At 41.1% G+C, this 26,184-nt stretch carries 23 protein-coding genes and 1 riboswitch; of the genes, 11 read left to right on the top strand and 12 right to left on the bottom strand.

Translation table 11 applies throughout. The features are described from left to right. Positions 1–72 precede the first annotated feature (72 nt). The 4 genes from AC2CZC_RS16305 to AC2CZC_RS16290 all read left to right on the top strand — a co-directional run bounded on the left by AC2CZC_RS16305 (position 73) and on the right by AC2CZC_RS16290 (position 4,140). Positions 73–1,407, top strand: a complete 1,335-nt coding sequence (locus AC2CZC_RS16305) for a dicarboxylate/amino acid:cation symporter (protein WP_484582598.1) — start codon at positions 73–75, stop codon at positions 1,405–1,407. 157 nt (positions 1,408–1,564) lie between these two features. Then, positions 1,565–2,440 carry an NAD(P)-dependent oxidoreductase gene (locus AC2CZC_RS16300; protein WP_484582597.1) on the top strand — a complete coding sequence of 292 codons (876 nt, stop codon included), beginning with the start codon at positions 1,565–1,567 and terminating at the stop codon, positions 2,438–2,440. A gap of 241 nt (positions 2,441–2,681) precedes the next feature. After that, the gene (locus AC2CZC_RS16295; protein ID WP_063360825.1) at positions 2,682–3,197 is read left to right on the top strand and encodes a glutathione peroxidase; all 516 of its coding nucleotides are present in this window, start codon (positions 2,682–2,684) and stop codon (positions 3,195–3,197) included. After that, on the top strand, positions 3,163–4,140 hold the full coding sequence (locus tag AC2CZC_RS16290) for a 2-hydroxyacid dehydrogenase (protein ID WP_484582596.1): 978 nt from the start codon (positions 3,163–3,165) through the stop codon (positions 4,138–4,140). Before AC2CZC_RS16295 ends, AC2CZC_RS16290 begins: the two co-directional genes overlap by 35 nt. Before the next feature lie 52 nt (positions 4,141–4,192). Here AC2CZC_RS16290 and AC2CZC_RS16285 read toward each other — a convergent pair whose 3' ends face one another. From AC2CZC_RS16285 to nhaD, 4 genes are all read right to left on the bottom strand, one after another. Further along, positions 4,193–5,518, bottom strand: a complete 1,326-nt coding sequence (locus AC2CZC_RS16285) for a sodium-dependent transporter (protein WP_063360827.1) — start codon at positions 5,516–5,518, stop codon at positions 4,193–4,195. Between the two features lie 121 nt (positions 5,519–5,639). Beyond that, entirely contained in the window at positions 5,640–6,170 is a 531-nt protein-coding gene (locus tag AC2CZC_RS16280) for a DUF924 family protein (RefSeq protein WP_484582595.1), read from the bottom strand. Positions 6,171–6,329: 159 nt separating this feature from the next. Further along, positions 6,330–7,676: a lysine-sensitive aspartokinase 3 gene (lysC, locus tag AC2CZC_RS16275; RefSeq protein ID WP_484582594.1), complete on the bottom strand. Its 1,347-nt coding sequence runs from the start codon at positions 7,674–7,676 to the stop codon at positions 6,330–6,332. A gap of 84 nt (positions 7,677–7,760) precedes the next feature. Continuing rightward, positions 7,761–7,934, bottom strand: a riboswitch (Lysine riboswitch). Positions 7,935–8,056: 122 nt separating this feature from the next. Further along, positions 8,057–9,304, bottom strand: coding sequence for a sodium:proton antiporter NhaD (gene nhaD / locus AC2CZC_RS16270; protein ID WP_484582593.1), 1,248 nt, complete (start codon positions 9,302–9,304; stop codon positions 8,057–8,059). A 158-nt stretch (positions 9,305–9,462) separates the two neighbouring features. On the opposite strand from nhaD, the gene AC2CZC_RS16265 reads away from it, so the two are divergent. The 6 genes from AC2CZC_RS16265 to AC2CZC_RS16240 all read left to right on the top strand — a co-directional run bounded on the left by AC2CZC_RS16265 (position 9,463) and on the right by AC2CZC_RS16240 (position 16,471). Then, complete coding sequence (locus AC2CZC_RS16265; RefSeq protein ID WP_484582592.1) at positions 9,463–10,731, top strand: hypothetical protein; 1,269 nt, start codon at positions 9,463–9,465, stop codon at positions 10,729–10,731. 10 nt (positions 10,732–10,741) lie between these two features. Further along, positions 10,742–11,293, top strand: a complete 552-nt coding sequence (locus tag AC2CZC_RS16260; RefSeq protein ID WP_063360832.1) for a condensin complex protein MksE — start codon at positions 10,742–10,744, stop codon at positions 11,291–11,293. Continuing rightward, positions 11,290–14,067, top strand: a complete 2,778-nt coding sequence (locus tag AC2CZC_RS16255; protein WP_484582591.1) for an ATPase — start codon at positions 11,290–11,292, stop codon at positions 14,065–14,067. The genes AC2CZC_RS16260 and AC2CZC_RS16255 overlap by 4 nt, the downstream gene beginning before the upstream one ends. Positions 14,068–14,166: 99 nt before the next feature. Continuing rightward, positions 14,167–14,721 carry a DUF4136 domain-containing protein gene (locus tag AC2CZC_RS16250; protein ID WP_484582590.1) on the top strand — a complete coding sequence of 185 codons (555 nt, stop codon included), beginning with the start codon at positions 14,167–14,169 and terminating at the stop codon, positions 14,719–14,721. 126 nt (positions 14,722–14,847) lie between these two features. Next, positions 14,848–16,059, top strand: coding sequence for an aminotransferase class V-fold PLP-dependent enzyme (locus AC2CZC_RS16245; RefSeq protein ID WP_484582589.1), 1,212 nt, complete (start codon positions 14,848–14,850; stop codon positions 16,057–16,059). Positions 16,060–16,063: 4 nt separating this feature from the next. Beyond that, entirely contained in the window at positions 16,064–16,471 is a 408-nt protein-coding gene (locus AC2CZC_RS16240) for a SufE family protein (protein ID WP_484582588.1), read from the top strand. Positions 16,472–16,477: 6 nt separating this feature from the next. Here AC2CZC_RS16240 and tcdA read toward each other — a convergent pair whose 3' ends face one another. The 7 genes from tcdA to AC2CZC_RS16205 all read right to left on the bottom strand — a co-directional run bounded on the left by tcdA (position 16,478) and on the right by AC2CZC_RS16205 (position 23,822). Further along, on the bottom strand, positions 16,478–17,275 hold the full coding sequence (gene tcdA / locus AC2CZC_RS16235) for a tRNA cyclic N6-threonylcarbamoyladenosine(37) synthase TcdA (RefSeq protein WP_484582587.1): 798 nt from the start codon (positions 17,273–17,275) through the stop codon (positions 16,478–16,480). A gap of 1 nt (position 17,276) precedes the next feature. Next, the gene (locus tag AC2CZC_RS16230; protein ID WP_484582586.1) at positions 17,277–17,942 is read right to left on the bottom strand and encodes a TIGR01621 family pseudouridine synthase; all 666 of its coding nucleotides are present in this window, start codon (positions 17,940–17,942) and stop codon (positions 17,277–17,279) included. Next, entirely contained in the window at positions 17,935–18,690 is a 756-nt protein-coding gene (kdsB, locus tag AC2CZC_RS16225) for a 3-deoxy-manno-octulosonate cytidylyltransferase (RefSeq protein WP_484582585.1), read from the bottom strand. The genes AC2CZC_RS16230 and kdsB overlap by 8 nt, the downstream gene beginning before the upstream one ends. Then, a complete protein-coding gene (locus tag AC2CZC_RS16220; RefSeq protein WP_046355029.1) occupies positions 18,678–18,875 on the bottom strand; it encodes a Trm112 family protein in 198 nt (65 codons plus the stop codon). Before AC2CZC_RS16220 ends, kdsB begins: the two co-directional genes overlap by 13 nt. Next, on the bottom strand, positions 18,865–19,848 hold the full coding sequence (gene lpxK / locus AC2CZC_RS16215) for a tetraacyldisaccharide 4'-kinase (protein WP_484582584.1): 984 nt from the start codon (positions 19,846–19,848) through the stop codon (positions 18,865–18,867). Before lpxK ends, AC2CZC_RS16220 begins: the two co-directional genes overlap by 11 nt. 2 nt (positions 19,849–19,850) lie before the next feature. Next, the gene (gene msbA / locus AC2CZC_RS16210; protein ID WP_484582583.1) at positions 19,851–21,587 is read right to left on the bottom strand and encodes a lipid A export permease/ATP-binding protein MsbA; all 1,737 of its coding nucleotides are present in this window, start codon (positions 21,585–21,587) and stop codon (positions 19,851–19,853) included. A 63-nt stretch (positions 21,588–21,650) separates the two neighbouring features. Continuing rightward, complete coding sequence (locus AC2CZC_RS16205; RefSeq protein ID WP_484582582.1) at positions 21,651–23,822, bottom strand: DNA internalization-related competence protein ComEC/Rec2; 2,172 nt, start codon at positions 23,820–23,822, stop codon at positions 21,651–21,653. Positions 23,823–23,894: 72 nt separating this feature from the next. Between AC2CZC_RS16205 and AC2CZC_RS16200 the strand changes: the two genes are divergently transcribed. Beyond that, entirely contained in the window at positions 23,895–24,401 is a 507-nt protein-coding gene (locus AC2CZC_RS16200) for a DUF2062 domain-containing protein (protein WP_063360843.1), read from the top strand. Between the two features lie 52 nt (positions 24,402–24,453). Here AC2CZC_RS16200 and AC2CZC_RS16195 read toward each other — a convergent pair whose 3' ends face one another. Beyond that, positions 24,454–26,181 (bottom strand): DUF3466 family protein, encoded by a 1,728-nt coding sequence (locus AC2CZC_RS16195; protein ID WP_484582581.1) that lies wholly within the window; start codon positions 26,179–26,181, stop codon positions 24,454–24,456. Positions 26,182–26,184 lie beyond the last annotated feature (3 nt).

Here is a 26,184-nt window from a genome sequence, read left to right as displayed (position 1 = left end):
TGTTCATTTTGCACCATCCTGTTAGGCTATAACCATTTTAACAACAAGAAGTTTTAGGGCGTCTCCAAAACAATGACTGATAATAATAAATTTAGCCTGACAACACGCATCATGATTGCCATGATCGCGGGTATTGGTGTCGGTGTTATTCTGCAACAAATCCTTGCAGGTGAGCCAGAGTTTTTAATCCCATTAGGGTTTGCAGAGTTTCCTGTAAGAGGGTTTTTCGTAGATGGTTTATTCCATGTAGGCGGGCAAATTTTTATAGCAAGTTTAAAGATGCTTGTAGTACCTTTGGTATTTATATCATTGGTCTGTGGAACATGTAGTTTAAGCGACCCCAAGAAGTTAGGCCGTTTAGGTGGGAAATCTATACTTCTATATTTAACGACGACGGCTATCGCGATTACTGTTGCAATTTCTCTGGCGTTACTAGTAAGTCCAGGCGCAGGCATAGATATGCCAACGACAAGCAGCTTTGATGCAAAAGAAGCCCCAACGCTTGCTCAAGTCATTATCGGTATGTTTCCGACTAACCCAATAGATGCAATGGCAAGCGGTAATATGCTGCAGGTCATCGTTTTTGCATTACTATTTGGTATTGCAATGGCGCTCAGTGGCGAGCCTGGTAAACGCGTTGCAGCTGTATTTGAGGATCTAAACACAGTTATCCTTAAACTTGTTACCTTACTGATGAACTTAGCGCCATACGGCGTATTTTGTTTGATGGCGAAACTGTTCACAGATATCCAGATGGGCTTAATTGTTGAACTCGGCAAATACTTCTTAGTTGTGGTTGCTGCTCTATTCTTCCACGCATTGGTCAACTACACAATTTTACTCAAAACGCTTACAGGCTTAAACCCTGTTACCTTCCTAAAGAAAATGAAAGATGCGTGTATGTTCGCGTTCAGTACTTCAAGCTCTAGTGCAACCATGCCTGTAACGCTTGAAACAGCAACTAAAAAGCTCGGTGCAAATAACACTGTTGCGTCTTTCACTGTCCCGCTAGGCGCCACTATCAATATGGATGGCACAGCCATTATGCAAGGTGTTGCAACCGTATTTATCGCCCAAGTATTTGCTGTTGACTTAACATTGAGCGACTACCTAATGGTTATTTTAACAGCGACCTTAGCGTCCGTTGGTACGGCAGGTGTTCCAGGTGTTGGTTTGATCATGCTGGCGATGGTACTAAATCAAGTAGGTTTACCTGTTGAAGGCATAGCGATCATCATGGGTGTAGACAGATTACTAGATATGACACGCACAGCTGTGAATGTAACTGGTGACTGTATGGTAACTTGTGTAGTAGCAAAATCTGAAGGTGAATTGGATCAAACTGTTTTCAACGACCCAAATGCAGCCAAAGAACTTGAAGAAAACTTAAGTACTTCTAAAGCATAATCCAAATCAGTGTAGAGTAGAATGAATTATAAAACTGCTCTACACTAACCATCCAAATGATAAGCATGCTTAATTCACTCCGTCATGCAAAATATTCATCCATAACACTTCTACTTCAGTTACAATCGAGTCAAACGACACAACTGGATTGTAAATTATGACTTCAAATAAAAAAAATGTTGCTTTCATCGGCCTAGGTGTAATGGGTTTTCCAATGGCTGGGCATCTGGCCAAACAGGGGCACAACGTCACTGTGTATAACCGTACCACCAGCAAAGCAGAGTTGTGGTTAGAAACCTATTCAGGGCAACTTGCCTTAACGCCTGCACTCGCTGCAGCAGACGCAGATATTGTTTTTATTTGTGTCGGAAATGACGATGACCTACGTGAAGTGACCACTGGTAGTGACGGTGTCCTGCAAAGCATGAAAGCGCATACATACTTAGTCGACCATACAACGGCGTCGGCTGATGTCGCAAGAGAGTTAAATTCTGTTTGTCTAAATAAGCAAATTGGCTTTATTGACGCGCCTGTTTCTGGCGGTGAAGCAGGTGCGGTAAACGGTCAACTAACCATCATGTGTGGTGGTGATCTTGATACGTACACGCACATTGAGCCTGTAATGGCTGCTTACGCACGTTTTTCCAAGTTACTTGGCAACGTCGGCTCTGGTCAGATAGCCAAAATGATGAACCAAATTTGTATTGCTGGTGTAGTTCAGGGACTCGCAGAAGCACTCCAGTTTGGTCAAAATGCAAATATCGATTGCGAAGCAGTCGTTGAAGTAATTTCTAAAGGCGCAGCAGGCAGTTGGCAGATGGAAAACCGCCATAAAAGCATGTTGGACGATCACTATGAGCATGGCTTTGCCGTTGATTGGATGCGCAAAGACTTGTCTATCGCCCTTGATGAAGCCAAAAAGAACGGTTCTACTCTGCCCCTGACCGCATTGGTTGATCAATTTTACGCTGATGTGCAAAAAATGGGAGGCAACCGCTGGGACACTTCAAGTTTACTAAAACGCCTAGTTTAATCAAGGTTTTCGGTGTCACACTCGTGGCACCCTTCTTTGCTCTATCAACACCTTTCACCTCACTTCTACCCGAATGTGTACATTGCGTTAAATTTAAACCAACTTGACATAAAATTGACCAAAATGACTGCTATGCTTGAACAATGGAGGGGATTTCACCTCAAAAGCAGTCTGTGGAACATATACAAACTCCACATGAAGATCATTAATAGAACTTGTTATATGCACGGAACCTTGCAGCATGGAAAATATTTACAGATACAGTGTCAAATTACTCACAGGTGAAACGCTTTCGTTAAAGTCGTTAAAAGGCAGGCCTGTTATTTTAGTCAACATCGCCAGCAAATGCAGCTTTACACCACAGCTAACTGCCCTTGAAAAAATGTATCGTAAATATAACAAAAAAGGGCTAGAGATCATCGCATTTCCATGTAATCAGTTCGGCAAGAATGAACCGTTAGAGAATGAAATGCTTAAAGAGTTTTATCAATCACACTTTAATTTAAGCTTTAACATTGCTGAAAAAACCTTAGTCAATGGACCTGATGCCCATCCATTATTTAATTACCTTAAATCACATACTCGTGGTATTGCGCAAAATCGTGCGATAAAGTGGAACTACACAAAGTTTTTAATTGGTACCGATGGTGAGCTATTATCACGCTATGCACCTCGCACCAAGCCAGAGTCCTTGAAGCAAATCATTGAGGGTCAGTTACAAGATGAAAGTAGCACTTTTCAGTTCGCAAAAGTATGAACACGCTTTTTTTTCAGATGCTATCTCAAAGTTCAATGGCATAGAGATAGACCACATAGAAAACAGCTTGACACGCGCAACCGTTTTTTTAGCATCTGGGTATGACGCAGTTTGTGTATTCGTTAATGATGATCTCAATGCCTGTGTGCTTGGCGATTTAGCCGAGCTGGGTATCAAGTTTGTTGCTTTACGGTGTGCAGGCTACAACAACGTTGATATCGAGGCGGCACATGCACTAGGCATACAAGTAGTGAGAGTCCCCTCATATAGCCCAGAAGCCGTCGCAGAACATTGCATGGCACTTATTCTGACCCTAGCAAGAAAAACCCATAAAGCCTATAACCGCGTACGAGAAGAAAACTTTGATCTTAATGGCTTATTAGGGTTTAACATCCATAACAAAACGGTTGGACTCATTGGCTGCGGCAAAATAGGTCAATCACTTGTCTCAATTTTAAATGGCTTTGGTGCGCACACGCTTGTGTATGATCCAAATATCGGTGAAGGCTCTTACACACAAGTCTCGTTAGATATGTTATTAGAACAAAGCGATATCATTTCACTACACTGCCCATTAACTGAAGCAACACATCATTTAATCGATGAAATAGCCTTTGGTAAAATGAAACCCGGTGTAATGCTCATCAATACCAGTCGAGGTGCATTGATTGACACACAGGCCTGTATCACAGCACTTAAATCAAAAAAGATTGGTTATTTAGGTCTTGATGTGTACGAACAAGAGTCAGAGCTTTTTTTCAAAGACCGGAGTGAAGAAATCATTCAAGATGATACTTTTGTCAGGCTCAGCGGGTTTCCTAACGTCTTAATCACCGGCCATCAAGGCTTTTTTACTCAAGAGGCGCTAACCGAAATTGCCATGACAACGGTTAAAAACTTATACGCACTCAAAAATAAAACCCATACACCAAACATTGTCTAAAACTAGGCAAAAAAAAGCGCAGTCGAGCTGCGCTTTTTCTTTTTAAACCAATTTATTTATTTACAACAACATTTACGAATACAGCTGTCATTAAAATTGGACAGATAAAACGTAAGTATTGCGCAAACCAATAATGCATACCTGAGGCGTTCTCAATCAGCTTATTTCCACGTTTCCACATCCAGCCTACAGTAACAAAATAGAATAATCCCATTAGCGGTAACTGATATCGAGTAAATACTGAGATAACCAAGCCAAACAGCCAATCAAAGTTCATTATAATGAGACTAGAACACACCAGTATCACCAGCGTCACTACCCAGGTTGCACTTTTTCGCTCCATGCCGTGATTTTCAACTAAGAAAGACACCGGGATTTCTGTGGATGAAATCGTTGAAGTCAGAGAAGCAATTGACATTAATACAAAGAATGTTAAGCCAACCCAAATACCAATTTGTCCCATGCTTGAGAAAAGCTCAGGTAGAATTGCAAAAATGAGTCGCCCTTCCCCAGCTAGCTTGCCATCTTGAAACACTTCTACACCATTTTGCTGCGCAACAAAAATAGCAGGTATAATCAACAAACCAGCTAAAAATGCCACGCCAGTATCTAACATAGCAACGCTGAAAGTCAGTTTTGGTAGGTTTTCATTTGGTTTTAAATATGAGCCGTAAATCATCATACAGCCAACACCGAGCGATAAAGAGAAGAACGCTTGGCCCATTGCTGCAATAATCAAATCTGGGTCTGTAATTTTACTAAAGTCAGGAACTAAGTATGCTCTGAATCCGTCTGATGCACCTTCAAGTGTTGCCATATAAGCAATCAAACAGCATAGTAATAACAATAAAAGTGGCATTAAGCGACGTGACCATGTCTCAATACCTGACTTTACCCCTTTCAAAATAATTGCGGCTGTTAACAGCAACATCAAAGGCGTGAAGATAAAGTTTCTATGTGTAGAGTCCCCGGTCAGAAACTGACTCGCAGCATCCATACCCAGTAAGGACGTAACCGGCTCAATGGAATGGGCGAGCATCCACCCGGCCACAATTGAATAGAAGCTTAGCATCACAATCGCGCCAGCCAAACCAATGTAACCAGCTGCTGCACCTACACTTGGCTGTTTTTCTTGCCATGCTTGCTTTAATGCTTTTACTGGATTGGCTTGCGCTTGGTGACCGAGGTAAAGCTCAGTGTACAAAGCTGGTAAAGCCAACAAAAAGATAACGATAAAATATGCGAGTAAAAAAGCACCACCGCCATGATTAGCAGCTTGCGTAGGGAAACCCCAAATATTACCTAAACCAACAGCAGCACCTGCCGCCGCTAGAACAAAACCAAGTCGGCTTTGAAAACCATCACGTACCTGAGCCATAATTGAACACAAATATAATTATTGTTTTGGCCAGCGATTATACCTTTTCGAGAGAAAAATGCGAGTACAAGAACCCTCTTACAGGAACTTATACGGTTTATTAATGAAGATACAGCAGCAGTTAAAAACTTGAGCCTGGCTGTTGCAAGAATTCTAGCTCTTCATCTGTTGATACGCGGCCCAGAATGTCATTTCTATGCGGGTAACGACCAAATCGATCGATAATTTTTTTATGTGCTAACTCGAATTCATATCCGGGTAAGTCTCTAAACAGCACCTCTGCCTGACGATGGATCACGGCACTTTCGCTGTGCATAAACGGCATGTATAAAAAGCCAACTTCTGTATCATTTAATGCTTTATCAAACCCTTTTTCAATCGCTTGCTGTGACAGGCTCAGTGCTAGCGCGTCACTTGCAAAGGCTTGCGGCGTATCTCGGTACATATTTCTTGGAAACTGATCTAACACGATTATCTCACACAAAGAACCAATTGGTGATTCACGCCACTTTTCAAGTTCACCGCTATGTGCCATCTTGTGGAGGATTGAGAATTGGCTTTTTACTTTCTGATCAAATGTCGTTGATTTCTGCCACCAATCTTGCTCAGAGCAAGTCACAAACCAAAATTCATAGATATCTTGATACTGCATAAGTAACCCTTAGTGTTATATTCTCCTCTAATCTAAGCTTGTCACTATACGCCTTTTATTGCAACTTTATCATTAATTTTTGTTATAGAATTATTTCTTCTTAGGAAGAGATCCGAAGGGGCATAGAGAATATAACTAGCCCCTGCAATCGTAAACTGATTAAGCTGCTTCGAGCAACTTCTGATGAATTGCCTGTACAACCGCATCAGAACTTGATTGCTCTACTAAAAAGCACAGGTTATGTCGGCTTGCACCATGGCAAATTAAACGAATATCAAACTCAGATAACACATCAACCAAACAGTCATCTCCGCCTCTTAACTGAATCTCAGAACCGATCATAGCAACAAGTGTTAGGTTATTTTCAACTGACACATGACAAAATTCACCCAATTCATCAAGGCATGCTTGTTCAAGCTCCGGTCGAGAAGCATTTGGCGCATTATCCAAAGTGAGGGCAACACTGATTTCAGAAGTCGTGACAAGGTCAACGGAGATATTATAGTTACTGAGGATGGTAAATATTTTTGCTAAAAAGCCACTAGCTAGCAGCATTTCAGGGCTCTTCAAGGTCAATAAAATTTGATTTTTGCGTTGTGTAACTGCTCTTATCCCAGATTGAGATTGTGTTTCTTTTTCAATCCAAGTTCCACCCTGCTCCGGTGCTTTACTCGAACCCACAAATACCGAAATACCTTTACGACTTGCAGGTAGAATCGTTGCTGGGTGCAACACTTTTGCACCGAAAGTCGCCATTTCAGCAGCTTCGTCAAAGCTAAGCCTTGCAATTGGTTTTGCTTTACTGCATAACCTAGGGTCTGTACTAAATATGCCAACCACATCTGTCCATATATGTACACTTTGCGCATTGATTGCTTCTGCAATAAGCGCAGCACTATAATCAGAACCACCACGGCCAAGTGTCGTCGTTTGCCCATATTTATCACTGCCAATGAAGCCTTGTGTGACGACTACCTGCTCCTCAAGCAGTGGCTGTAAATGTTCTGAGGCAGCAAGCGCTGTTGCCAAAATATCGGGCGTCGCTTTAGAGAAATTACTATCGGTTTTCAAAACCTCTCTTACATCAAAGCGAACTGAGCTGACACCTAAGTTTCTCAGTACTTGAGTAAAGATAAATGATGAAAAGCGCTCACCAAAGCTCAATACTTCATCGCATTGCTGTGTGCTTAACGCAGGCAAAAGCGCTATCTCTTTAAATTCTCTATATGTGTCATCAAAACCAGACTGCAAATCAGCATCGAGCGTCACGTGCTCCAATATACGTTGCTGAATTTGCATCACAGCATCAACGAGTGCTTGTCGCTGAGTTTCGTCTGCTTTTTGTTGCACCAATTCAACTAAGTGATTAGTGACGCCTGCACTGGCACTCACTACGACTACTCGAACATTTGGGTCATCATTTATGATCTGCGCGCAACGATGCATCGCTGTGAAGTCGGCAACACTGGTACCACCAAACTTAGCAACTACATACTGGGAATTCATTTTATCTCCTTGTGACAACATTGATGCTGTCAAAAAATAAGGAGAACTCATTGGCAAGAGGATATAAGAATACATTGAAAAACCACTGCCAGAAGCTCTCCACCAATAATCGGTGACAGTTCCAGGGATTCAACCCCGTAAACCGAAAAGTCATTGTGACGACCAATCACTTTCCTCGGCGAATACTTCCCTCACTTGCTGTCGTTGGATGTCGTGTCCTCGAACAAGCTACCTAAGCATCGCACCTCTTCTGTCTATTTTGCGTGTTCTAAGCTGAACAATAGCAAAATAAAAACCTGCTACTGGAGCAGGCTTTTAAAAACTATCTTTTAGACGTCTAGGTGTCAAGCTATTTTGTACCTAGACGTCAAAAAATTTATTTAGATAAGTTGTCCCATGTAAAATGAGCCTGCATAGCCAATGGAATAAGCGACAAGAAGATATAACACCATCTTTAAATAACTCATGAATGTAAGCGCTTTAACTTTACTCATTGCGATGATCCCCGCAGCCGAACCAATAATAAGCATCGAGCCACCAACGCCCGTTGCATACGTAAACGTGAGCCACTGCTGAGGTGTCATTTCAATCTGCGCTTTAAGTAAAGCTGCCGTAAGTGGCACATTATCTACCGCTGCGCTCAACAACCCAACTAGGTAATTCGCATATTCTGGTGCCAAAAATTGATATAACTCTGTAAACATGCTCAATACGCCAACTTCTTTAAGCGCGCCCACCAGCAAAAGTACACCAACAAAAAACAGTAATGTGTCGTATTCTATCTCTCTTATATAATCAATAATCTTCTTGTTGACGTCCTTTTTACGCATCAGAAACTGCGCGACTAAAAACATAAATGACAAGCCGAACAAAAATGTAAGCATAGGTGGTACTTGATATTGCACACTTAAAAACAAGGTAGCGAGCACAGTCGACATAAAAATCACTGCAATGGTGATATCGGTTTTTTCTATTCTTCTGACTTCTTGCCTTGCAAAGTGAAGCTGTTCATTCATGCCAATGGACAACATGGCTGCCAGTGCAAATACACTGACAATCGCTGGTAACACCAATAACAGCAAGTCAGGAATGGTGACTTTACCAGCCAAAAATATCATTAAGGTCGTTACATCACCTGTGATCAAAGAGACACCGCCAGAATTTACGCTAAATATGATTAATGTGGCATACTTAACTAGCTTTTTAGCATCCAACTTCAAAGACATGACAACCGCCAGTGAAATTAAAGTCGCGGTAATATTGTCTGAAATCGAAGAAAAAACAAAGGCAAATGCACCGACAAGAAACATTAACTTTCTCTCGCTGATTTGCTCAGGCATGATCCGGTGTACAATATTCTGAATAAAACCTTTGGAGTTTAAATAAGCAACAAAGGTCATCGCAGCCATTAAAAAAAGCCATAAGGTCGCGATTTCTAAAATGTTGTGATCGAGCTGATGTTGTATAGTTTCTGAGCTTTCACCATGAATTGGAGATATAAAAGCGATAATCCAACATAAAGTGCCAAAAAAAAGCGTCGTTTTGGCCTTGTTTACATGGATAATATCCTCTATAACGATAAGCACAAAAGCTAGCGCTATTAGGGTTAGGATTATGGAAGTGACCATACGCGTAAACAACCTGTAATAAAATGTAATTTTTGTAAAGGGCGATGTAAATCGGCGCGGAGTCTAACACTATGGGCAAGTGACTGCTATCGCTAATTACACTTTATGACAAATTAGTGAACTAGTGATGTCACAAAAATGATACAAACTGGAAAGTTATGATCCCAGCTAAAAAAGTTCTTAATACATTAAATGAGCATTGGAGTGTTTTGGAGTTGTTATTTAAACGCTTTAAAATGTCCGATTTCAGTATAAAAGATGTACAAAACTTAATAAAATTAAAAAATCCAAACTGGTCAAGTGAACGAGTTTATAAAGAGACAAATAGATTATTAAATCAAGAAATTATTATTCCATTAGCCAAGTCTTCTCAACTTGAAATCAATCGTGCAGTGGCTGATTTTGCAAGTTTTTTATTACAAGAAGAGCACTTGGGGTTGGCTGAAGAAATCACTGTACTAGTGAAAGATTTGCAACGCTTAGGCGAGCGCCTTTCTCAAGCAGGCAACGAAGGTGACCACAGTGAGTTAAGACGATTCAGCCGCATAATGGACGAACGCGTCAGAAAAATTGTAAAGCTTTATCAACACAACGAAAGCGCGATCCTCAACCTAGTCGAGCAAGCAAAGTCTGATCACAGTAATTTATCACTAAAACGACGTTATCAAGCTGTCATTGAAGCCTTTGACGAATACATTGAGCCGATGCTTGAAATGGTCGACATTCACGGACCATTCCAAGCCTGTTTTAGCCAAATTGAATTACAGATAAGTGAGCAGATAAGTCAAATTGAACAGCTTGGCCGCGGTGCACACGACAAACGTATGTTAGAACAATTAAGAACACGCATTCTAGACATGCACTTAATCGGTCGTGAAAGCTTAGGTAAAAGTGCGGATATGCTCATGCCACTGCGTGAAGAGCTTAGACGTAATACTTTAATTACACGTCAGGCAGCCAAGGTACTGGGGCTTATTCGTAAAAATGGCGTTGACCGTATGCTAAGTCCTGTACAACCCGATTTTGTATCAGATATACAACGCTTTAACCTTGGTCAAAAACGCCATATGGTTGCTTACATGGCAAGTCTTGCAGAATTTGAGCATGAAGAATATCAGCTGCCTGATCACGACGATGTACCCGCATACCAAAGCCCTAATATCCTTGACTATCAGGATGTTAGAAAATCATTTGCCAGCAGCGGTAAAAAGCGTACCGCCCTACTTGGCTTCTTAAGTGATAGCTACCCGAACCTTGAAGCTGATGAAATGCTGTTTTTGTACCAGAAGCTTATCAGCGACCCTGACCTCTCGGTCACGCAGTCTGATTCTCAAGAATCAATGCAGCTGGCAAATACCAAAATTAAATTGTATCCATTTAGCGCTTCAGAGCACACTGAGTCTGACGCTGAAAAAGCAAAGCAATAAGTACGACACCATGACACAAATTAATCTAAACGACTTATCCCAGTTGCAAGCTATCAATAAAAAGCTTGCTGGTGGTTACCACATTAGTGAACAAGACACGACGCTTTGGCAAGAACTTGATCAGCACATTGAAGCTTACCAAGCGCTATTTGCGGCACTGGGTCACGATCTTCAGCATGATGCTCGCGGCTTTTATTATCTTGCCAGTGACGAAAGCACACCTAATATGGGCAAAATCAGCCGTGCCATCGCACTAACGGTGTTTATCCTTATCGAGTATTACGCAAACCAAGGCAAAGATCCTTTGCGTGCGCTTTTTGATGAGCAAATCGATTTAGAATTAATGCAAACCCTCATCCAACTTAACAAACATTTATTTGATCAATTAGAGATCTTCTCAGGATCAGATCTAAGAAAAGATGTCTTTTTAAGGATGTTGAGATTAGGGCTATGTAAAGAAACCGAGCGTGGTTTTGTATTGTTAGCACCGGTTTATAGATATATCGACGCCTTAATGGAAGTCAATGAAGATAATTTTGAAGCGCTAGAGGAAGAAGTATGAGCGAATTATATGGACTAAGCAAACTGGCGCTTTTAAACACGGCAGGCTATGCCAAGTGTGTTATCCCACTAGATAAAAGTGCATCTATCTGTGCGCCAAACAACACAGGTAAAAGCTCTGTTATCAATGCGCTACAATTTCCCTTGGTCAATGACTTACGTTTGACTGAATGGGATGGTCACGACTTAGAAGAAACCAGAAAGTTCTACTTCTCTAGTGATCAATCTTATATTTTACTCGAAGCAAACCTGCCTCACGGTGACGTGGTAATTGGTGTTGCTGGCCTTGGTAAAATTGCAGGGTATGCGCATCAGTTTTTTTGCTACAACGGCAAATTAAACCTTGATGACTTTACTGAAGGCAAAAGCATCATCAAATACACCAAGTTATTTAATCACCTTGGTGAAAAAGGTTTCAAGCCGATTGAGCTTAAAGCTGCCGAATTGAACGCATTATTAACTGGGGGTGCGACACCTTACGATGGCGACATTAACCTTAAAATGATCCCACTTAACAATGTGCAAGATGCCGCGATCTATAAAGAGATCTTTAGACGCATCTTAAATCTGCACAAACTTGGTGCTCATGATGTTAAACGCTTTATGTTACGTGTTTTTGAACGTCATATGTCAAATTCAAAGGTCGACTTTTATGAAGTATGGCGCCGAGCGTTTGACAAGGTTAATCGCTCTAAACGAGAGCTCAATGCACTAGAGTCAATGCAAGAGCCCATTGCTGCACTTGAGCAGATGATCGAAAGTGAAGCAACCATTAAAGGCAAATTAGCAGCTTATGCGCCTAAGATTGACCAAGCCATTATCGCCTTTGATGAATATCAAACGACCCAGATCGATGAACTTAACGAACAGCTTGAAAACATCGAACAAGAAAAGCGTGATTTTGAGCAAAAACAGCAGCTTTATGTTCAACAATCTCGTGATATCGAGCGTAAGCAAACACAAATTGAGCAGTGGTTTACAGACTACCAAGCCCTTAAATCAGAGTTTGAGCTGACCAATCACGCCACTTTGAAGACCAACCTAACACTGTTGAAAAAAGAGTATGAGCAACTGTCGTTCTCAATTAACAGTGCGCAAGGTCAAAGCTTACATACCCTTGACTACCGTATTGGTGAAACACAAAAGCAAATCAAGAGCTTAAAGCTTCAGCTTAAGAACTTAGAATTTAACTTATTTACGCGTATGCGCGAGGATCTTTCTCTAAAAGAAGTTGAAGAGATCTCACGAATTTTAAATCCTGATCTGCTGTCTTTTGCAACCACTTCACAAGGCGAAGTCACAATTGAAGACGAAGATGCATTTGCAGACTTCTTAGTACTTCTATCAAACGCTGTAAAAGGCGGTGAACTTAAACTACCTGGTGTCAGCATTAAACTGAAAAAGCTAGCACCTGTGCAAATGCAAAGTGGAGAGAATAAAGCACAGCTACAAGCCCAGCTTGAAGCCCTACAGCGCTCGCTCACAGAGCTTAAACAACAAAGAGAAGTTGCTGCAAACGTCGCCGATAAGCAGCAAGAACGCGATGCGCTATATCAGGAGCTGATGGCAACCGAAGAAGCACTCAAGCGCTTTGAGCAATTCCAAACTATGCAGCAATCAGCTGAAGCACAGCTTGCGCTTAAAGACCAATTAACGGCTGAGCGTGAGCAAGTTGATGACTACCTGCAAGATGTGCAACGCAATGCGGGATCTATTTCGGATCGTCGCTCGATTATCAAGAGCAAACAAGATCTCATCCTGAGACAAAGCGATCGTTTAAAGCAAGTTAAGTCTGAACGTATCGACCACACATTGGCGATTTATGAGGGTAAGCAAACCCCTTACCCTATCGATGTTAAAATTGACTTTGATAACCTCTCGGAAATTGTGCATCAGTTTAATAAAGACTGCCAAGAGCTGAGAAACCTTGATGTGAATGTCCGCAATACCTATTTACACATTTACAATGCGGGCATCACAAAATTTGATAACGAAACAGATGAATCAACAAAATACGCTAAATTGATCAGCGCCTATCATAATATTGATAACGAGCGTGATGCAGTAGAGCGTCAAGCGCGTGTTGCACTTACCGAAGTTGCGGCAACAATTAAAGGCTTACGAGAAGACTTAGACCGACTGCGCCGTGAAATGAATAGTTTCAACCGTGGGATCAGCCAACACCGTATTTCAAACTTAAAAGCGTTTAAGATAAATGTTATTCCTCGCAAGATGCTGGTTGACAGTATTGATACTATTATCAGTACCTCAGAAGTCTACGAGCAAGGTGAAAGCTTTGATTTGCTCAGTGAAGCCAAAGCGGATGAAAATGCGGTAAATGAAGCAAAAGATCACATTATCAAGCTGGCAAGTGAAAAAGCAGGCCTAACGCTAACCGATTTATTCGACATCCGCTTTGAAGTCGTCAATCGTGCTGGTGAAACTGAGCACTTTGATAAAATTGACTCTGCCGGCTCAAACGGTACGCGTATCACCATTAAGCTACTGTGTGGCATGTTGTTTATCCGCTACCTGCTTTCTGATCAAGAGCAAGCGCTGTACCGTATACCTATTTATATTGATGAAGCAGCTGATATCGACCCGCAGAACCAAAAAGCAATTATAGAGACTGCCTTAAGCTTTGGATTTGTGCCTATCTTTGCTTCGGTGAAGCCACAGATAAGTTGTGATTACCTAGTGCCAATTCGCAGTGTGAATAAAGGCAGCCAAAACTGGGTAGACGAAAAAGACTGGATTGAAGTGGAACATTCGTAGTTTAAAATGGTCTTAATTACTGGATCTTAGGGCATTTTGCTTATCCACTAGGGTCCAGTTAGTATTACAAGGCCAAAGGCCTTAATTAAGGAGTAAAAAATGACTCGTAACCTGCTTGTAGCGCTAAGTTTAATTGTATTAAGTGCTTGTTCTAACACACCAGATTGGGACTACGATAAATCTGTTGAGTTTGCCAATTACAAAACCTTTTCATGGTCTCCTGACACTGCCAATTTTGATAAAGGTGCAGATAATTATCAAATCAGTGAGTTGATGGAAAAACGCGTGCGTAATGCAATTATTACTGAGATGGCACAGCATGGTATCACCCTTGTAGAAGGCGCTAAAGCGGATGTAATGGTAAACTTCCACGCGGCGGTAGATACAAAGCTTGATGTAGACACTTTTAATACCAGCTATTCTGCACGCTGGAACTATTGGGGTGTTGGCTGGCATACACAAACGCAAGCGCGCGAATATGAAGTCGGTACTTTGGTCATTGATATTATTGACAGTGCGTCAAATCAACTAGTTTGGCGTGGCGCAAAAGAAGGACGCTTACGTAAAAAGCAGTCGCCTGAAAAACGCACCGAGTCGGTGAATAATACCGTCAAAGATATTCTCGCCAACTTCCCTCCAAAGGTTGAGCACTAAAAGCACAATTAGGGCAGCAACAAGTTGCCTTTTTAAATTTACCCTACTGATTTAATTGTTCATACTTGCAAGGGAATTTCAATTAGGTAAAATTCGGCGGTTTCCGGTTCTTAATGAGCAACTATCTTGATTGAGCAACTTCGTAAAGACTTCCCTTTATTACATCAATTAGTGGATGAGCAGCCACTTTGTTATTTTGATTCTGCTGCCACAACACAAAAGCCAAAAAGTGTAATTGATGCAGTAAGCCATTTTTATCAGCTCGAGAATGCCAATGTACACCGCGGTGCACACACGCTTAGCGCGGATGCAACCACAAAATATGAAGCTGTTCGCGACAAACTTGCTCAATACTTAAATGTTCATAGAAACGAAATAGTGTGGACTAAAGGCGCAACTGACTCTCTTAACTTAATCGCCCACGGTCTATCAGAAAAATTAACTCAAGATGATGTAATAGCGCTCTCCCCTTTTGAGCATCATGCCAATATTGTGCCTTGGCAACAAGCAGCCGCTAGAACAGGCGCTCAAATCGTTGTTTTACCCGCTTCACGCCAAGGTGTGCTTGATCACAATGCGTCTATTGAACTGATACACGAGGTTAAACCAACGATTTTAAGTATTTGCCATGCATCAAATGCGCTTGGCAATATTCATGACGTCAAATCATTGATTGATGCCTCAAAAGCCTATTCAACAATCACTGTCGTTGATGGTGCCCAGTCATTTATGCATTTAAAACCAGACTTAACACAACTTGATTGTGATTTTTTCGTGTTTTCGGCTCATAAAGCGCTTGGGCCAACGGGCCTTGGTGGTCTATTCGGTCGTTTTGAACTGCTCAATAGCCTCCCTGTTTACCAGACCGGAGGCGAAATGATCGACACAGTTAGCTTCTCAGGCACAACGTTTAGACCAGCACCTGAAAAATTTGAACCTGGTACACCTAATATCAGCGGTGTCCTCGGCTTTGGAGCGGCACTTGATTATTTAAATAGTATTGAACGAGATGCGTTAATTGAGCACGAACATGCTTTGTATCAATACCTGGTATCAAATCTGCAAAAAATAGCAGGCATTAAAATTTGGGGCGACACAACACACAATATTGGTGTTGTCAGTTTTACGTATAAAAACGAGCATCACTTTGACATCGCTACCCTACTAAACACCTACGGCGTCGCAGTAAGAAGTGGCCATCACTGCACACAGCCTTTAATGGCACATTTAAATATTCCCGGCACAATTCGCGTAAGCCTTGCGTTTTATAATAATCAACAAGACATAGACACTTTTATCAGTGCACTTATAGAAACCATTGAGATGTTGGAAGAATAGAATAATGGATATCAATCAAATCCAAGAAAAGCTAAATAGTTTGTCTGGTTGGCAAGCAAAATACCGTGAGATCATGTTACTTGGTAAACAACTGCCAAGTCTGCCAGAGCCGCTAAAAACCTCTGAGGCGCTTGTAAAAGGCTGCGAAAGCAACGTATGGCTGCATATTGACCTAGACGAGTCTCAGCAACGTCTCGTGCTTATTGCTGACTCGGATACGCGTATAGTAAAAGGGTTATTGGCGATTATTCTGGCTTGCTACAACCATACATTACCAAATGAAGCAAAAGACATAGACGCTTATCTGCTATTTGAAGAAATGGGCCTAATTAAACATTTAAGCCCATCTAGAGGCAATGGTGTCAAAGCGATTGTTGAACGTATTCAACAACAGGTAAACATGCTCCAGTAATTGGAGCTAATCACTTGCTCGTGACTTTTTGTCTAAGTACTTTCGAATAGATTTTGCTGCGGCAAAAAAGCCAAAACTGCCAGTCACCATGGTTGCTGAGCCAAAGCCTGTCGCGCAATCCATATTTTTACTGCCATCAGCTTGTTGTTTCGCTTTACAAACTTCGCCATCCCCTGTTGGGTAGACCAGTTGCTCTGTAGAATACACGCAATCTACGGCAAATTTACGCTTCGGGTTAGTGGTAAAGTTATATTGCTTGCGCAGTAAATATCGTACTTTTGCAAGTAGCGGATCATGGGTTGTTTTAGCAACATCTCCAAAACTAATCTGACTTGGGTCCGTTTGACCACCTGCTCCGCCAGTTGTGATGACAGGGATTTTGTTACGCTTACAATGCGCTATCAATGCAGCTTTCTCTTTAACAGCATCAATGCAGTCAATCACATAATCAAAGCCTTGAATGTACTCTTTGATATTTTCTTGCGTAATAAAATCGTCTATTACCGTGACCTGACAATTTGGATTGATGCTTTCAAGACGAGACTTCATTGCCTCAGCTTTAATGTCACCCACTGTTTGCGTCACTGCGTGTAATTGACGGTTGATATTCGTCACACAAATATCGTCAAGATCGATCAGCGTAATATGTCCGATACCAGTTCTTGCTAATGCTTCAGCAGCCCAACTGCCCACACCACCAATGCCAATTACGCAAAAATTAGCGTCATTTAACCACGCTAATTGTTGCTCGCCATATAATCTACCTATGCCACCAAATCGAAGTGATGTATCTTGATCTGTCATATTACCACTCTAACTGCTCAGGCTGACGCCATGATAAAAATACCTCATGCTCAATTAATTGCATGAATTTACTGCCTTCTTCAGGCTCAATACTAAAAGCCACACGCTCATCATTCCAATTAAACGAGAGATAATAAGCGTGTAAATACACTCTATCGGACTGTTTACCACCGTAGCTATCATCACCTAAAATGGGTGCCGACAGGCTTTTCAAGGCAACTCGTAATTGATGAGTCTTGCCACTGTACGGTTTCAGTAAACAAGCTCTTAGACCAGGCTCAATGCTAGTAGAATAAAATCGGGTTATCGCTGGGTTTTCTTGGCTTTTTAAAAGTTTATATGTGCCACGTCGAGACTTGGCCATATCGCCTTTTATCCACCCTTGTTTTTTCTTTGGCTTATCTGAAGTAAGCGCGAGATAATATTTATCTACCTCGCGACTTGTAAACAGTTCTGTCAGTTTAGCAGCCGCTTGACTAGATTTTGCCAACACCAATAAACCAGATGTGACCTTATCTAACCTGTGCACTGGAAATAAGCTTATCTCCAGCTGTTGCTCAAGCAAAGCGACAAACCCAGCTTGCTCTTCGCTATGAAAACTCAAGCCACACGGCTTATAAGCAACAACAAAATCTTCATACTGCGCAATGACTTTGATATCAGCCATTTAAAAACTCAATCACTCGATTCAAATCTTCAGGTGTATCAACGCCTGCATGTACAGGTTTACACGCTTTGGTCACTTTAATTGAGTGGCCATGATAGAGCACTCGAAGTTGCTCTAAAGACTCTTGCACTTCCAGTGGCGATACACTCAGCGCGAGATAGGTTTTTATAAACCCAGCGCGATAAGCATAAATCCCTACATGACGCTTAAAGTGTGTAAGAGGAATACTCTTTTTATCCAACGACATCATGCTGTCACGCTGAAACGGGATCGGTGATCGAGAAAAATACAGCGCATTATTCTGAATATCGCTAACTACTTTCACAGCATTCGGGTTGAGTACTTCTTCCACATCTTCAATGTCAACGCTCAATGTTGCCATAGGTGCAGAAGAGTTGAACAGTAACTCTGCTACTTGAGAGATATTTTCTGGTTCAAGCAAAGGCTCATCACCCTGCACATTCACCATTAATGTATCGTCATCCAAGTTAAGTAACTCAACAACCTCAGCTAAGCGTTCAGTGCCAGACTGGTGATCTTCACGAGTCATCAATACGTTATCAGTAAAACGCTTTGCTTCATCAAAAACCAGCTGGTGGTCAGTCGCGATATAAACGGCTTTTGCACCTGACTTTTTCGCTTGCTCGAAGACTCTTTGGATCATTGATTTACCGCAGATATCCACAAGTGGCTTGCCTGGCAAGCGTGTTGATGCATACCTTGCAGGTATGACAACTATGAATTCCACTTTTCTACCTCTTCAAGAGATAATTCTCTTGCCTCATTTTCTAGCAAAACAGGAATATCATCTCTTACTGGATAGGCAAGCTTTGCTGCTGTGCTGATAAGTTCTTTGTTATCTTTATCATATGCTAGTTTGCCTTTACATACTGGACACGCAATAATTTCAAGTAATTTAGTATCAAACGCCATGGGTAATAATCCCCTTTCTATCTAATAAGTTGTGAAGCTTGTTAACAAGCCCTTCTGACGGAACAGCATCTACGCGTAAAAAATACCAGTTGTCTTTCGCATAAGACTGGCATTTTACTGCGTCTTTTTCTGTCATAAATATGTTGCTTTTGTTGTAGATCTCAAAATCTTCTTCAGTAAACATATGATGATCTGCAAAGTGTTTGCTTTGTGTGATTGTCACTCCATTTGCACTGAGCGACTTCTCGAAGCGAGATGGGTTGCCTATCGCACTTACGGCGATACCTTTAGGCTCAAATTGTGTAACCCGTGCCCCCGTTTTAACACTGTAAATACCTGTTGTATTGAGTGAGTAACCGTCCTCTTTGATGGAACCATTGAACACAGTGAGGTCAACTGACTTTAAGCGCTTGGGCGTTTCTCTCAGTGGCCCAGCAGGTAATAATAACCCATTGCCAAAACGACGCTCGTTGTCAACGATGCAAATCTCAATATCTCTATCAAGTTGGTAATGTTGAAGCCCATCATCACTAACAATGATGTCAGGTTCATTATGCGCGATTAGATATTCGATACTCGCTTTGCGGTCGCCACCGATAACCACATCACAGCCTAATCGTTTATAAATTAATAACGGCTCATCTCCGGCCAACTCTGCGGTACTGTCATCACTTACTTTGTATGGTGTGTGTGGCGGCTTGGCACCATATCCACGACTAATTACGGCGACTTTCAAACCAAGTGATTGTAAATAAGGCACAAGCCACAGTACAAATGGTGTTTTACCGTTACCGCCAATACCAATGTTACCTACAATCATAACTGGCACAGATGCCTTGTATGATGACTTTATGCCAATACGAAACATCAACCTTCTTATAGAGCTTACTAACCAAAAAAGTCCGCTTAGTGGTAATAAAACAATATTGATAAGGCTGATTGGTTTATACCAACTTTGTTCCACTTTGTTCATTGTTATTCACCATATTGCATCTTGCAAAGTGCAGAGTACGCTCCATCGTTGGCTAGCAACTCGTCGTGTTTCCCTTGTTCAAGCACTCGACCTTTATCGAGTACATAAATTTGATCGGACTTTTCTATGGTTGATAGGCGGTGTGCAATGACTATCGAGGTCTTATTAACCATCAGCTTATCAAGCTCCTCTTGGATCAATCGCTCAGACTCTGTGTCTAATGCCGAAGTAGCCTCGTCTAATATTAATACAGGCGCGTCTTTAACAATCGCACGTGCTATCGCTATACGCTGCCTTTGACCGCCAGAAAGCATGACACCATTCTCACCGACTTCAGTGTTTAATCCTTCAGGTAAATCTTTAACAAATTCCCAAACATGCGCTTTTTTAGCAACTTCAATTAATTCCGCTTCACTGAGTTTTTCATCCAAACCGTACATAATGTTATTTGCAATCGTGTCATTGAACAAAGTGACATGCTGAGAAACAAGCGCAAATTGATTTCTAAGGCTAGCTAAGGTGTATTCACTTAGATCTACACCGTCTAGTGTAATAGCGCCGCTATCCAATTCATAAAATCTCGGTAATAAACTAGACAATGTCGACTTGCCAGAGCCACTGCGGCCAACTAACGCAATACTCTTGCCCGCAGGGATTTCAATCGAAAGGTCTTTGATGACTGGTTCATCTTTTGTAGGATAGGTGAAAGTAACCCCCTTTACGGAAATTGCGCCCGTAACACTATCAACAGAGTACGTGCCTGTATCCTTTTCTTTTTCTTCATCAAGCACATCAAAGATACTTTTTGCAGCTGCAATGCCCCTTTGAAAATCACTGTTTACGTTTGCAAGCTGCTTCAATGGACGAAGCATCATAACCATAGCCGTGATCAAAGAGGCAACAACACCTGGTGTTAAAGACTCATGCACATCTGGCATTGCGATAATTGCCAAAACGACGGCCATGGCACTGGCCGCAATCAGCTGAATAACTGAAACACTGAGCGCTCTTGTCGCATCCATTTTAACCCGCTGCTGACGGTTATGGTTATTCACTTTCGCAAAATGTGTAATTTCTTTTTCCTGACCGCCGAATCCATGGATTTCTTTGTGGCCAGACAGCATTTGCTCCGAGCCTCTTGTCACAGCGCCCATCGCATCTTGTATATTTTTTGAAATCTTTCTGAAACGTTTAGAAACTACACTGACCACAATGGCAACAAATGGCACAATAATTAGAAATAAAAGTGATAACTTCCAGCTAATTGCGAACATGCCCCATAATAAAAATACAACAAATGCCCCTTCGCGGATAGCTACTTGAAGTGCACGTGTAACCGCCTGCTGAACCTGCTCTGTATCGAATGTGATTTTTGAAACCAGTTCACCATTAGAGTGTTTATCATGAAAAGACACTGGCATAAACAACATATGCTCATACAGTTGTTGTCTTAGCTTTCTGACGACTTGAGAGCCTACATAGCTTAAACAATATGAAGACATATAATTAAAAATACCGCGCCCTAAAACCAATAAAATGACCACAATAGGTGCCATGGCGAGTACTTCTTGATTACCTTGCGTGAGACCATCGTCCATAAATGGTTTCATTAACTGAATAAACAGCGCATCCATTGCCGCATAACCAAGCATGCCAATTATTGCAAACAGCGACGCTGCTTTAAATTCATAGGTGTAAGTCAAAAGCCTTTTATATATTTGCTTTCCAGACTGTTGCATAGTGTTACTCTAAAACTTCAAAACCCCCTTATTGTATCTGCCATCAAGCAAAAACTGAATGCATTATCTTAAAAACCATAGATTTTTCGCGTTTCTTGCGGTGTAAACTTCAAAGTGCTGTTTAAAAACGCGGATCTGAACTTGACCATCCAATGCCGTATCGTATGTTTTATATCCAAAATAGTGGTAACGCTTTACAACATCTGAATGAGGTAGCTCCCAAGGCGTGTTATAGCTGCGAGAAAATACGACTAATTCTGCTTCTACTTGCTCAATAAATTGAGCACTGGAAGATGTGCGACTGCCATGATGTGGAGCAAGTAAAAATGAGGCGTTTAGATGCGCTTCATGTTGAGTAACTATTTGCGATTCAATGCCCGCTTCAATATCTCCAGGGAGCAAAAGTGTGAATTCGCCATCGCTTACCATAACCACACAGGAGCTGTTATTATCATTGTTCTGTAGCTGCTCAGGCCAAATCGACTGAATAGTTAAACCGCCTAACTCAATCGTTTTTAGCAAACATGGCTGTGCATATTCCTCTCTATGAAAAGCACGTAATGTATCCCTATAACCGAGCAAATTTAAATCTTTTAACCCTCCAGCATGATCACCATCATCATGGCTCACAATAGTATGTATGAGCTCAATATTATTCGCTTTGATATACGGCACCACAACATGTTTAAACATAGAATACGTGCCAAAGTAACTGGCTCCCAAATCATACAAAATACCTTTCCCATTGTGCTCAACTAACACTGCGCTACCATGTCCGACATCAAAAATATTGATTTGCCAAATAGGTTTGGGGCTCATCCACCAATGAAGCGAAGTGGCGATTAATGGAATTAATGAATAAAAACGCGTTAACGGAGTACATAACAACACAATAATGAGCATAATTGCGAACAGTTGGTTCACTGTGATTGGCGCAATATCTAACCAGTGAAAATTTAATTGCAATAGCCACCTGTAAGCCTCAAAAAGCAAAGTATCCAATAGTGAAATTGCACTCACATCAGAGACGTGAAAAATTAAAGACTGCAATAAAATTGCCGGAAAGATCACAAAAGACAATAATGGGATCACAACAATGTTTACGACCAAACCACTAATACTCACTCCCTGAAATGCAAAGATTGTCAGTGGGCATAAAAATACAAATATAAGTAGCTGTATCTTTATAATCCAGACCAGTTTATCGCGCCATTTCAAAGGCTCCCCTTTCGCCCTATTCTGTTTTGAAATAAACCATAGGATGCAACTCACGGCCACAAATGAAAAATACAATCCCATGTTTAATAATGAAAATGGAGAAACTAAGATAATAACTGTGAGCGCATACAAAATAAGCCTAAAGAAACTAATACGAGTTCCTAATAAATAACAAACCACACCTATCAGTGCCATTAACCAAGCGCGTTGTGCTGATATTTGCATGCCACTCACAGTAACATACAACCCGGCACTAATGAGCGCACATAAAACCCCAAGGGTATGGGTATTGGAATCTTGTTTTAGGAAGCTTCGCAGTGGTATTAAAAAAACTTTTAAAAGCATAAAGCTTAATGAAAAGAAAATCGCTATATGCAGTCCAGAAATGGCGAGTAAATGACTGAGACCCAATATACGAAAGTGTTCTTTATCTATTTTGGGGATTTTAGATTTATCACCAGTCATCAACGTGTAATATAGCCAACTCAACTCATATTTTTGAAAAACACTTGAAATATAGTACCTGTAGCTAGTCTGCCAAGTTCGTTCTTTTCTATCATGTCGTTCAATCTCTACCGTGCCTTTAAAATAAATATGCTTTTGAAAAGCAAACAGCTCGCTATCAAACGTATGAAAATTTTTTCTTGAACGAAATACCTTTAGCTTTGCAACTCCTGCTATTTTGTCGCCTTCTCGCAATGACATACTATGCTTACCAACAGACAAATTTGCATTTACCGTTTGCCATGCACTTACTTGAAAGGTATCAATGGATTCAATTTTTACTTGGATATATGGTCGCTCACCAGATTTGATAAATTGAGACACTGTTGCAACAATTTTAACTGGTTTTTCAATGACTAAATTCTGCCATGAAATCTGATAGAGCATATAGTAATTCAAGTTTGTAACAAAAATACCTAAAATAAAACCTGCCAAAACGTTTGAAAAAAGCTTAAAATAGCTACTAACAAAAACGAGCAAGGCAAAACTGACGGGTAATTGCCATGTATCCATGAAAAACACGGATATTGCACACCCGAATATGATGCCGCAGCAAATCAAAACTGAAGTAGATGGTTGCTCTATATGGCGAAAAAAACGATCCAACGCTTTTTACCCGATCACAATAAGATCAAAGAACAAAAATCGTTAAGAATTTTTGGAAGTTTATTGCATGATGCAAATCTGTGGCATCTTAATCGACGCTCAGCAAGAGGTGCATTTTCAGTTGGACTTTTTTTTGCGTTCATCCCTGTCCCTTTTCAAATGGTACTCGCGGCAGCCCTCGCAATTCCTTTTAGAGTAAACTTGCCTTTATCTATCGCACTGGTATGGATAACTAACCCTCTAACAATGCCACCTATATTTTACTGCTCATATCTTGTCGGTGTATTTGCCCTAGGTCAAGAGCTTCAGCCCTTTCACTTCGAGCCTACTTGGGAATGGTTAACTCAAAGTATCTCAACGATAGGCCCTGCATTTATCGTCGGCTCATTAATATGCGCATGTATTGCCGCAATTATCGGTTTTTTTGGTATTGATTATCTTTGGAGACGCTCCGTGAACAAAGCTTGGGAAGCGAGAAATCAATAACACCATTTTCAACGATAATAAAAAAGGGCCTTAAGGCCCTTTTTTATTATGCTTATTTTCTTCGTCTTCTTAGCATTAGTAATGGTAAAGCTAATAGACCAAATATGCCAAAAGAAGCTGAGCTACGTTCATAAGTTTCCGCCTCTGGAGCCGGGCACTGTTCAGGCTCACCACTGATTGGCGTCAGTAATACTGGCACAGCTACTGATTCAAACTCATCATCGCCTGAGCTGTCTTTAGTTACATTGCCCAAGTTGTCTCTGCGCTTCACCGTTTTTGATGCAACGGCAAAAATACGGTTATCTTCTGTTATCTTAACTGCATCACCAACACGATAATTGAAATCATCACTTGGGCAAGGTAGTAGATCATTTATGTTTTTTAGTTCAGAGGTTGCAATATCATAGATAAAAGCTTCTCGTCTCGGAGTATCACCAATACTGGTTACTTCTGCCTGGCCAACAATGATACCCGCATCATTGATATCTCGCGGATATAAGTCTGAGCTATTAAAGAACGATGTCATTTCAGTGAAAGACTTATTATTGATGTCGTAATAATAGCCTTTTACTTGCTCAAACGAATTCAGCTCATCAAATCGATAACCCACCACGATATTATTATTATTAATATCAACGCCTCGACTAGACTCATAGCCCTCTACATGATCAATGATTTGAGTAAATTGGCCGTCTTTATAATACCCAGCTCTTTGGCGACTGATAAAGCGATCGTCTTTACGAGTCTGAGAATGACCAACGGCATAACCGGCTTGGTTCACAGCGATTGCCGTGCCAAGGTGAACTCGTTCTTCGTCTTCTTCACGAATAATACCCAAGCCCAAAAGCTTAGACTCACCTTCAATAAGGTTAAAGTTTGCGTCTAACTTCCACTGGTAAGCGTGACGGTTATAGTATATCGAACCATTTTGAAGTTCCCATACGCACACATTAACTGGCCTACTCTCACCATTACAAATATCATCAAAGCGCTGTTGGCCATCTATCGCAACATCTGTAGAAGTTTGACCGACAACTAAATAAGTACCGTCATCTAGTTTTTCTACATGGTTCGCTGTGCTGAATCCACCATATTCGCCAACAAAAGCGGGAGGTAACTCAACCAGTTCACCACCAGGGGTGATGAAAACAGCACGAGAAGAAAATGCGCGCTCAAAAAATACGGTTGGATCTGACTCTCCATCTTTTACAAAGTCAGTTCTTTTAGAATAAGGCGCTGTTCCCCATCCCACCATCGCTCCATCAGAGGCAATACCACTGATATAGGTGGTAACAGAACGAGACAGCTCATTACCCGTATACTCTCTTTGCTCATCAAATAATACTTTTTCATCGGCGCTAGTCGCTGAAAATGTTACAGAAATACCTGAGTTAATTTTTTGAAATTCGCCATTACCACTGCGATTGTTTAGATATGAACGCATAAATTCATGCGCATCTGGATCAGTCGCTGCCGCATTATTATTTTTTATGTCGTCTAATGTAAAATTAATTGGGTCTTCAATTCGCTCACGTGCTTCTTTAAATTGATCGTATGAACTTGTAATACTGTCATCGTTAAAATCAATATAACTGGTATCAATCTTTATATTAAACAGACCAGTAGACCTGCCAACAACTTCTCCAGACTCATTGGCATCATTAATGATAGTGTCCGTTGTAGAGCTATGCGATGGTAACTCAGTCAATTGATATGTTGCAGCAAAAAGCTGCCCTGAAAAGCACAAACCAATGCTGGCGGCTAAAAGTGAATATTTCATTTC

This window comes from Pseudoalteromonas sp. MMG033, assembly GCF_057197785.1.
Note: the sequence above shows the minus strand (reverse complement) of the source record. Positions and strands in the feature narration are given on the sequence as shown.

What these genes read in the sequence shown, in the direction of transcription:
- AC2CZC_RS16305 (WP_484582598.1), top strand. Translation starts at nt 73, where the DNA reads ATGACTGATAATAATAAATTTAGCCTGACAACACGCATCATGATTGCC.
- AC2CZC_RS16300 (WP_484582597.1), top strand. Translation starts at nt 1,565, where the DNA reads ATGACTTCAAATAAAAAAAATGTTGCTTTCATCGGCCTAGGTGTAATG.
- AC2CZC_RS16295 (WP_063360825.1), top strand. Translation starts at nt 2,682, where the DNA reads ATGGAAAATATTTACAGATACAGTGTCAAATTACTCACAGGTGAAACG.
- AC2CZC_RS16290 (WP_484582596.1), top strand. Translation starts at nt 3,163, where the DNA reads ATGAAAGTAGCACTTTTCAGTTCGCAAAAGTATGAACACGCTTTTTTT.
- AC2CZC_RS16285 (WP_063360827.1), bottom strand. Translation starts at nt 5,518, where the DNA reads ATGGCTCAGGTACGTGATGGTTTTCAAAGCCGACTTGGTTTTGTTCTA.
- AC2CZC_RS16280 (WP_484582595.1), bottom strand. Translation starts at nt 6,170, where the DNA reads ATGCAGTATCAAGATATCTATGAATTTTGGTTTGTGACTTGCTCTGAG.
- lysC (WP_484582594.1), bottom strand. Translation starts at nt 7,676, where the DNA reads ATGAATTCCCAGTATGTAGTTGCTAAGTTTGGTGGTACCAGTGTTGCC.
- nhaD (WP_484582593.1), bottom strand. Translation starts at nt 9,304, where the DNA reads ATGGTCACTTCCATAATCCTAACCCTAATAGCGCTAGCTTTTGTGCTT.
- AC2CZC_RS16265 (WP_484582592.1), top strand. Translation starts at nt 9,463, where the DNA reads ATGATCCCAGCTAAAAAAGTTCTTAATACATTAAATGAGCATTGGAGT.
- AC2CZC_RS16260 (WP_063360832.1), top strand. Translation starts at nt 10,742, where the DNA reads ATGACACAAATTAATCTAAACGACTTATCCCAGTTGCAAGCTATCAAT.
- AC2CZC_RS16255 (WP_484582591.1), top strand. Translation starts at nt 11,290, where the DNA reads ATGAGCGAATTATATGGACTAAGCAAACTGGCGCTTTTAAACACGGCA.
- AC2CZC_RS16250 (WP_484582590.1), top strand. Translation starts at nt 14,167, where the DNA reads ATGACTCGTAACCTGCTTGTAGCGCTAAGTTTAATTGTATTAAGTGCT.
- AC2CZC_RS16240 (WP_484582588.1), top strand. Translation starts at nt 16,064, where the DNA reads ATGGATATCAATCAAATCCAAGAAAAGCTAAATAGTTTGTCTGGTTGG.
- tcdA (WP_484582587.1), bottom strand. Translation starts at nt 17,275, where the DNA reads ATGACAGATCAAGATACATCACTTCGATTTGGTGGCATAGGTAGATTA.
- AC2CZC_RS16230 (WP_484582586.1), bottom strand. Translation starts at nt 17,942, where the DNA reads ATGGCTGATATCAAAGTCATTGCGCAGTATGAAGATTTTGTTGTTGCT.
- AC2CZC_RS16220 (WP_046355029.1), bottom strand. Translation starts at nt 18,875, where the DNA reads ATGGCGTTTGATACTAAATTACTTGAAATTATTGCGTGTCCAGTATGT.
- lpxK (WP_484582584.1), bottom strand. Translation starts at nt 19,848, where the DNA reads ATGAACAAAGTGGAACAAAGTTGGTATAAACCAATCAGCCTTATCAAT.
- msbA (WP_484582583.1), bottom strand. Translation starts at nt 21,587, where the DNA reads ATGCAACAGTCTGGAAAGCAAATATATAAAAGGCTTTTGACTTACACC.
- AC2CZC_RS16205 (WP_484582582.1), bottom strand. Translation starts at nt 23,822, where the DNA reads ATGGATACATGGCAATTACCCGTCAGTTTTGCCTTGCTCGTTTTTGTT.
- AC2CZC_RS16200 (WP_063360843.1), top strand. Translation starts at nt 23,895, where the DNA reads ATGGCGAAAAAAACGATCCAACGCTTTTTACCCGATCACAATAAGATC.
- AC2CZC_RS16195 (WP_484582581.1), bottom strand. Translation starts at nt 26,181, where the DNA reads ATGAAATATTCACTTTTAGCCGCCAGCATTGGTTTGTGCTTTTCAGGG.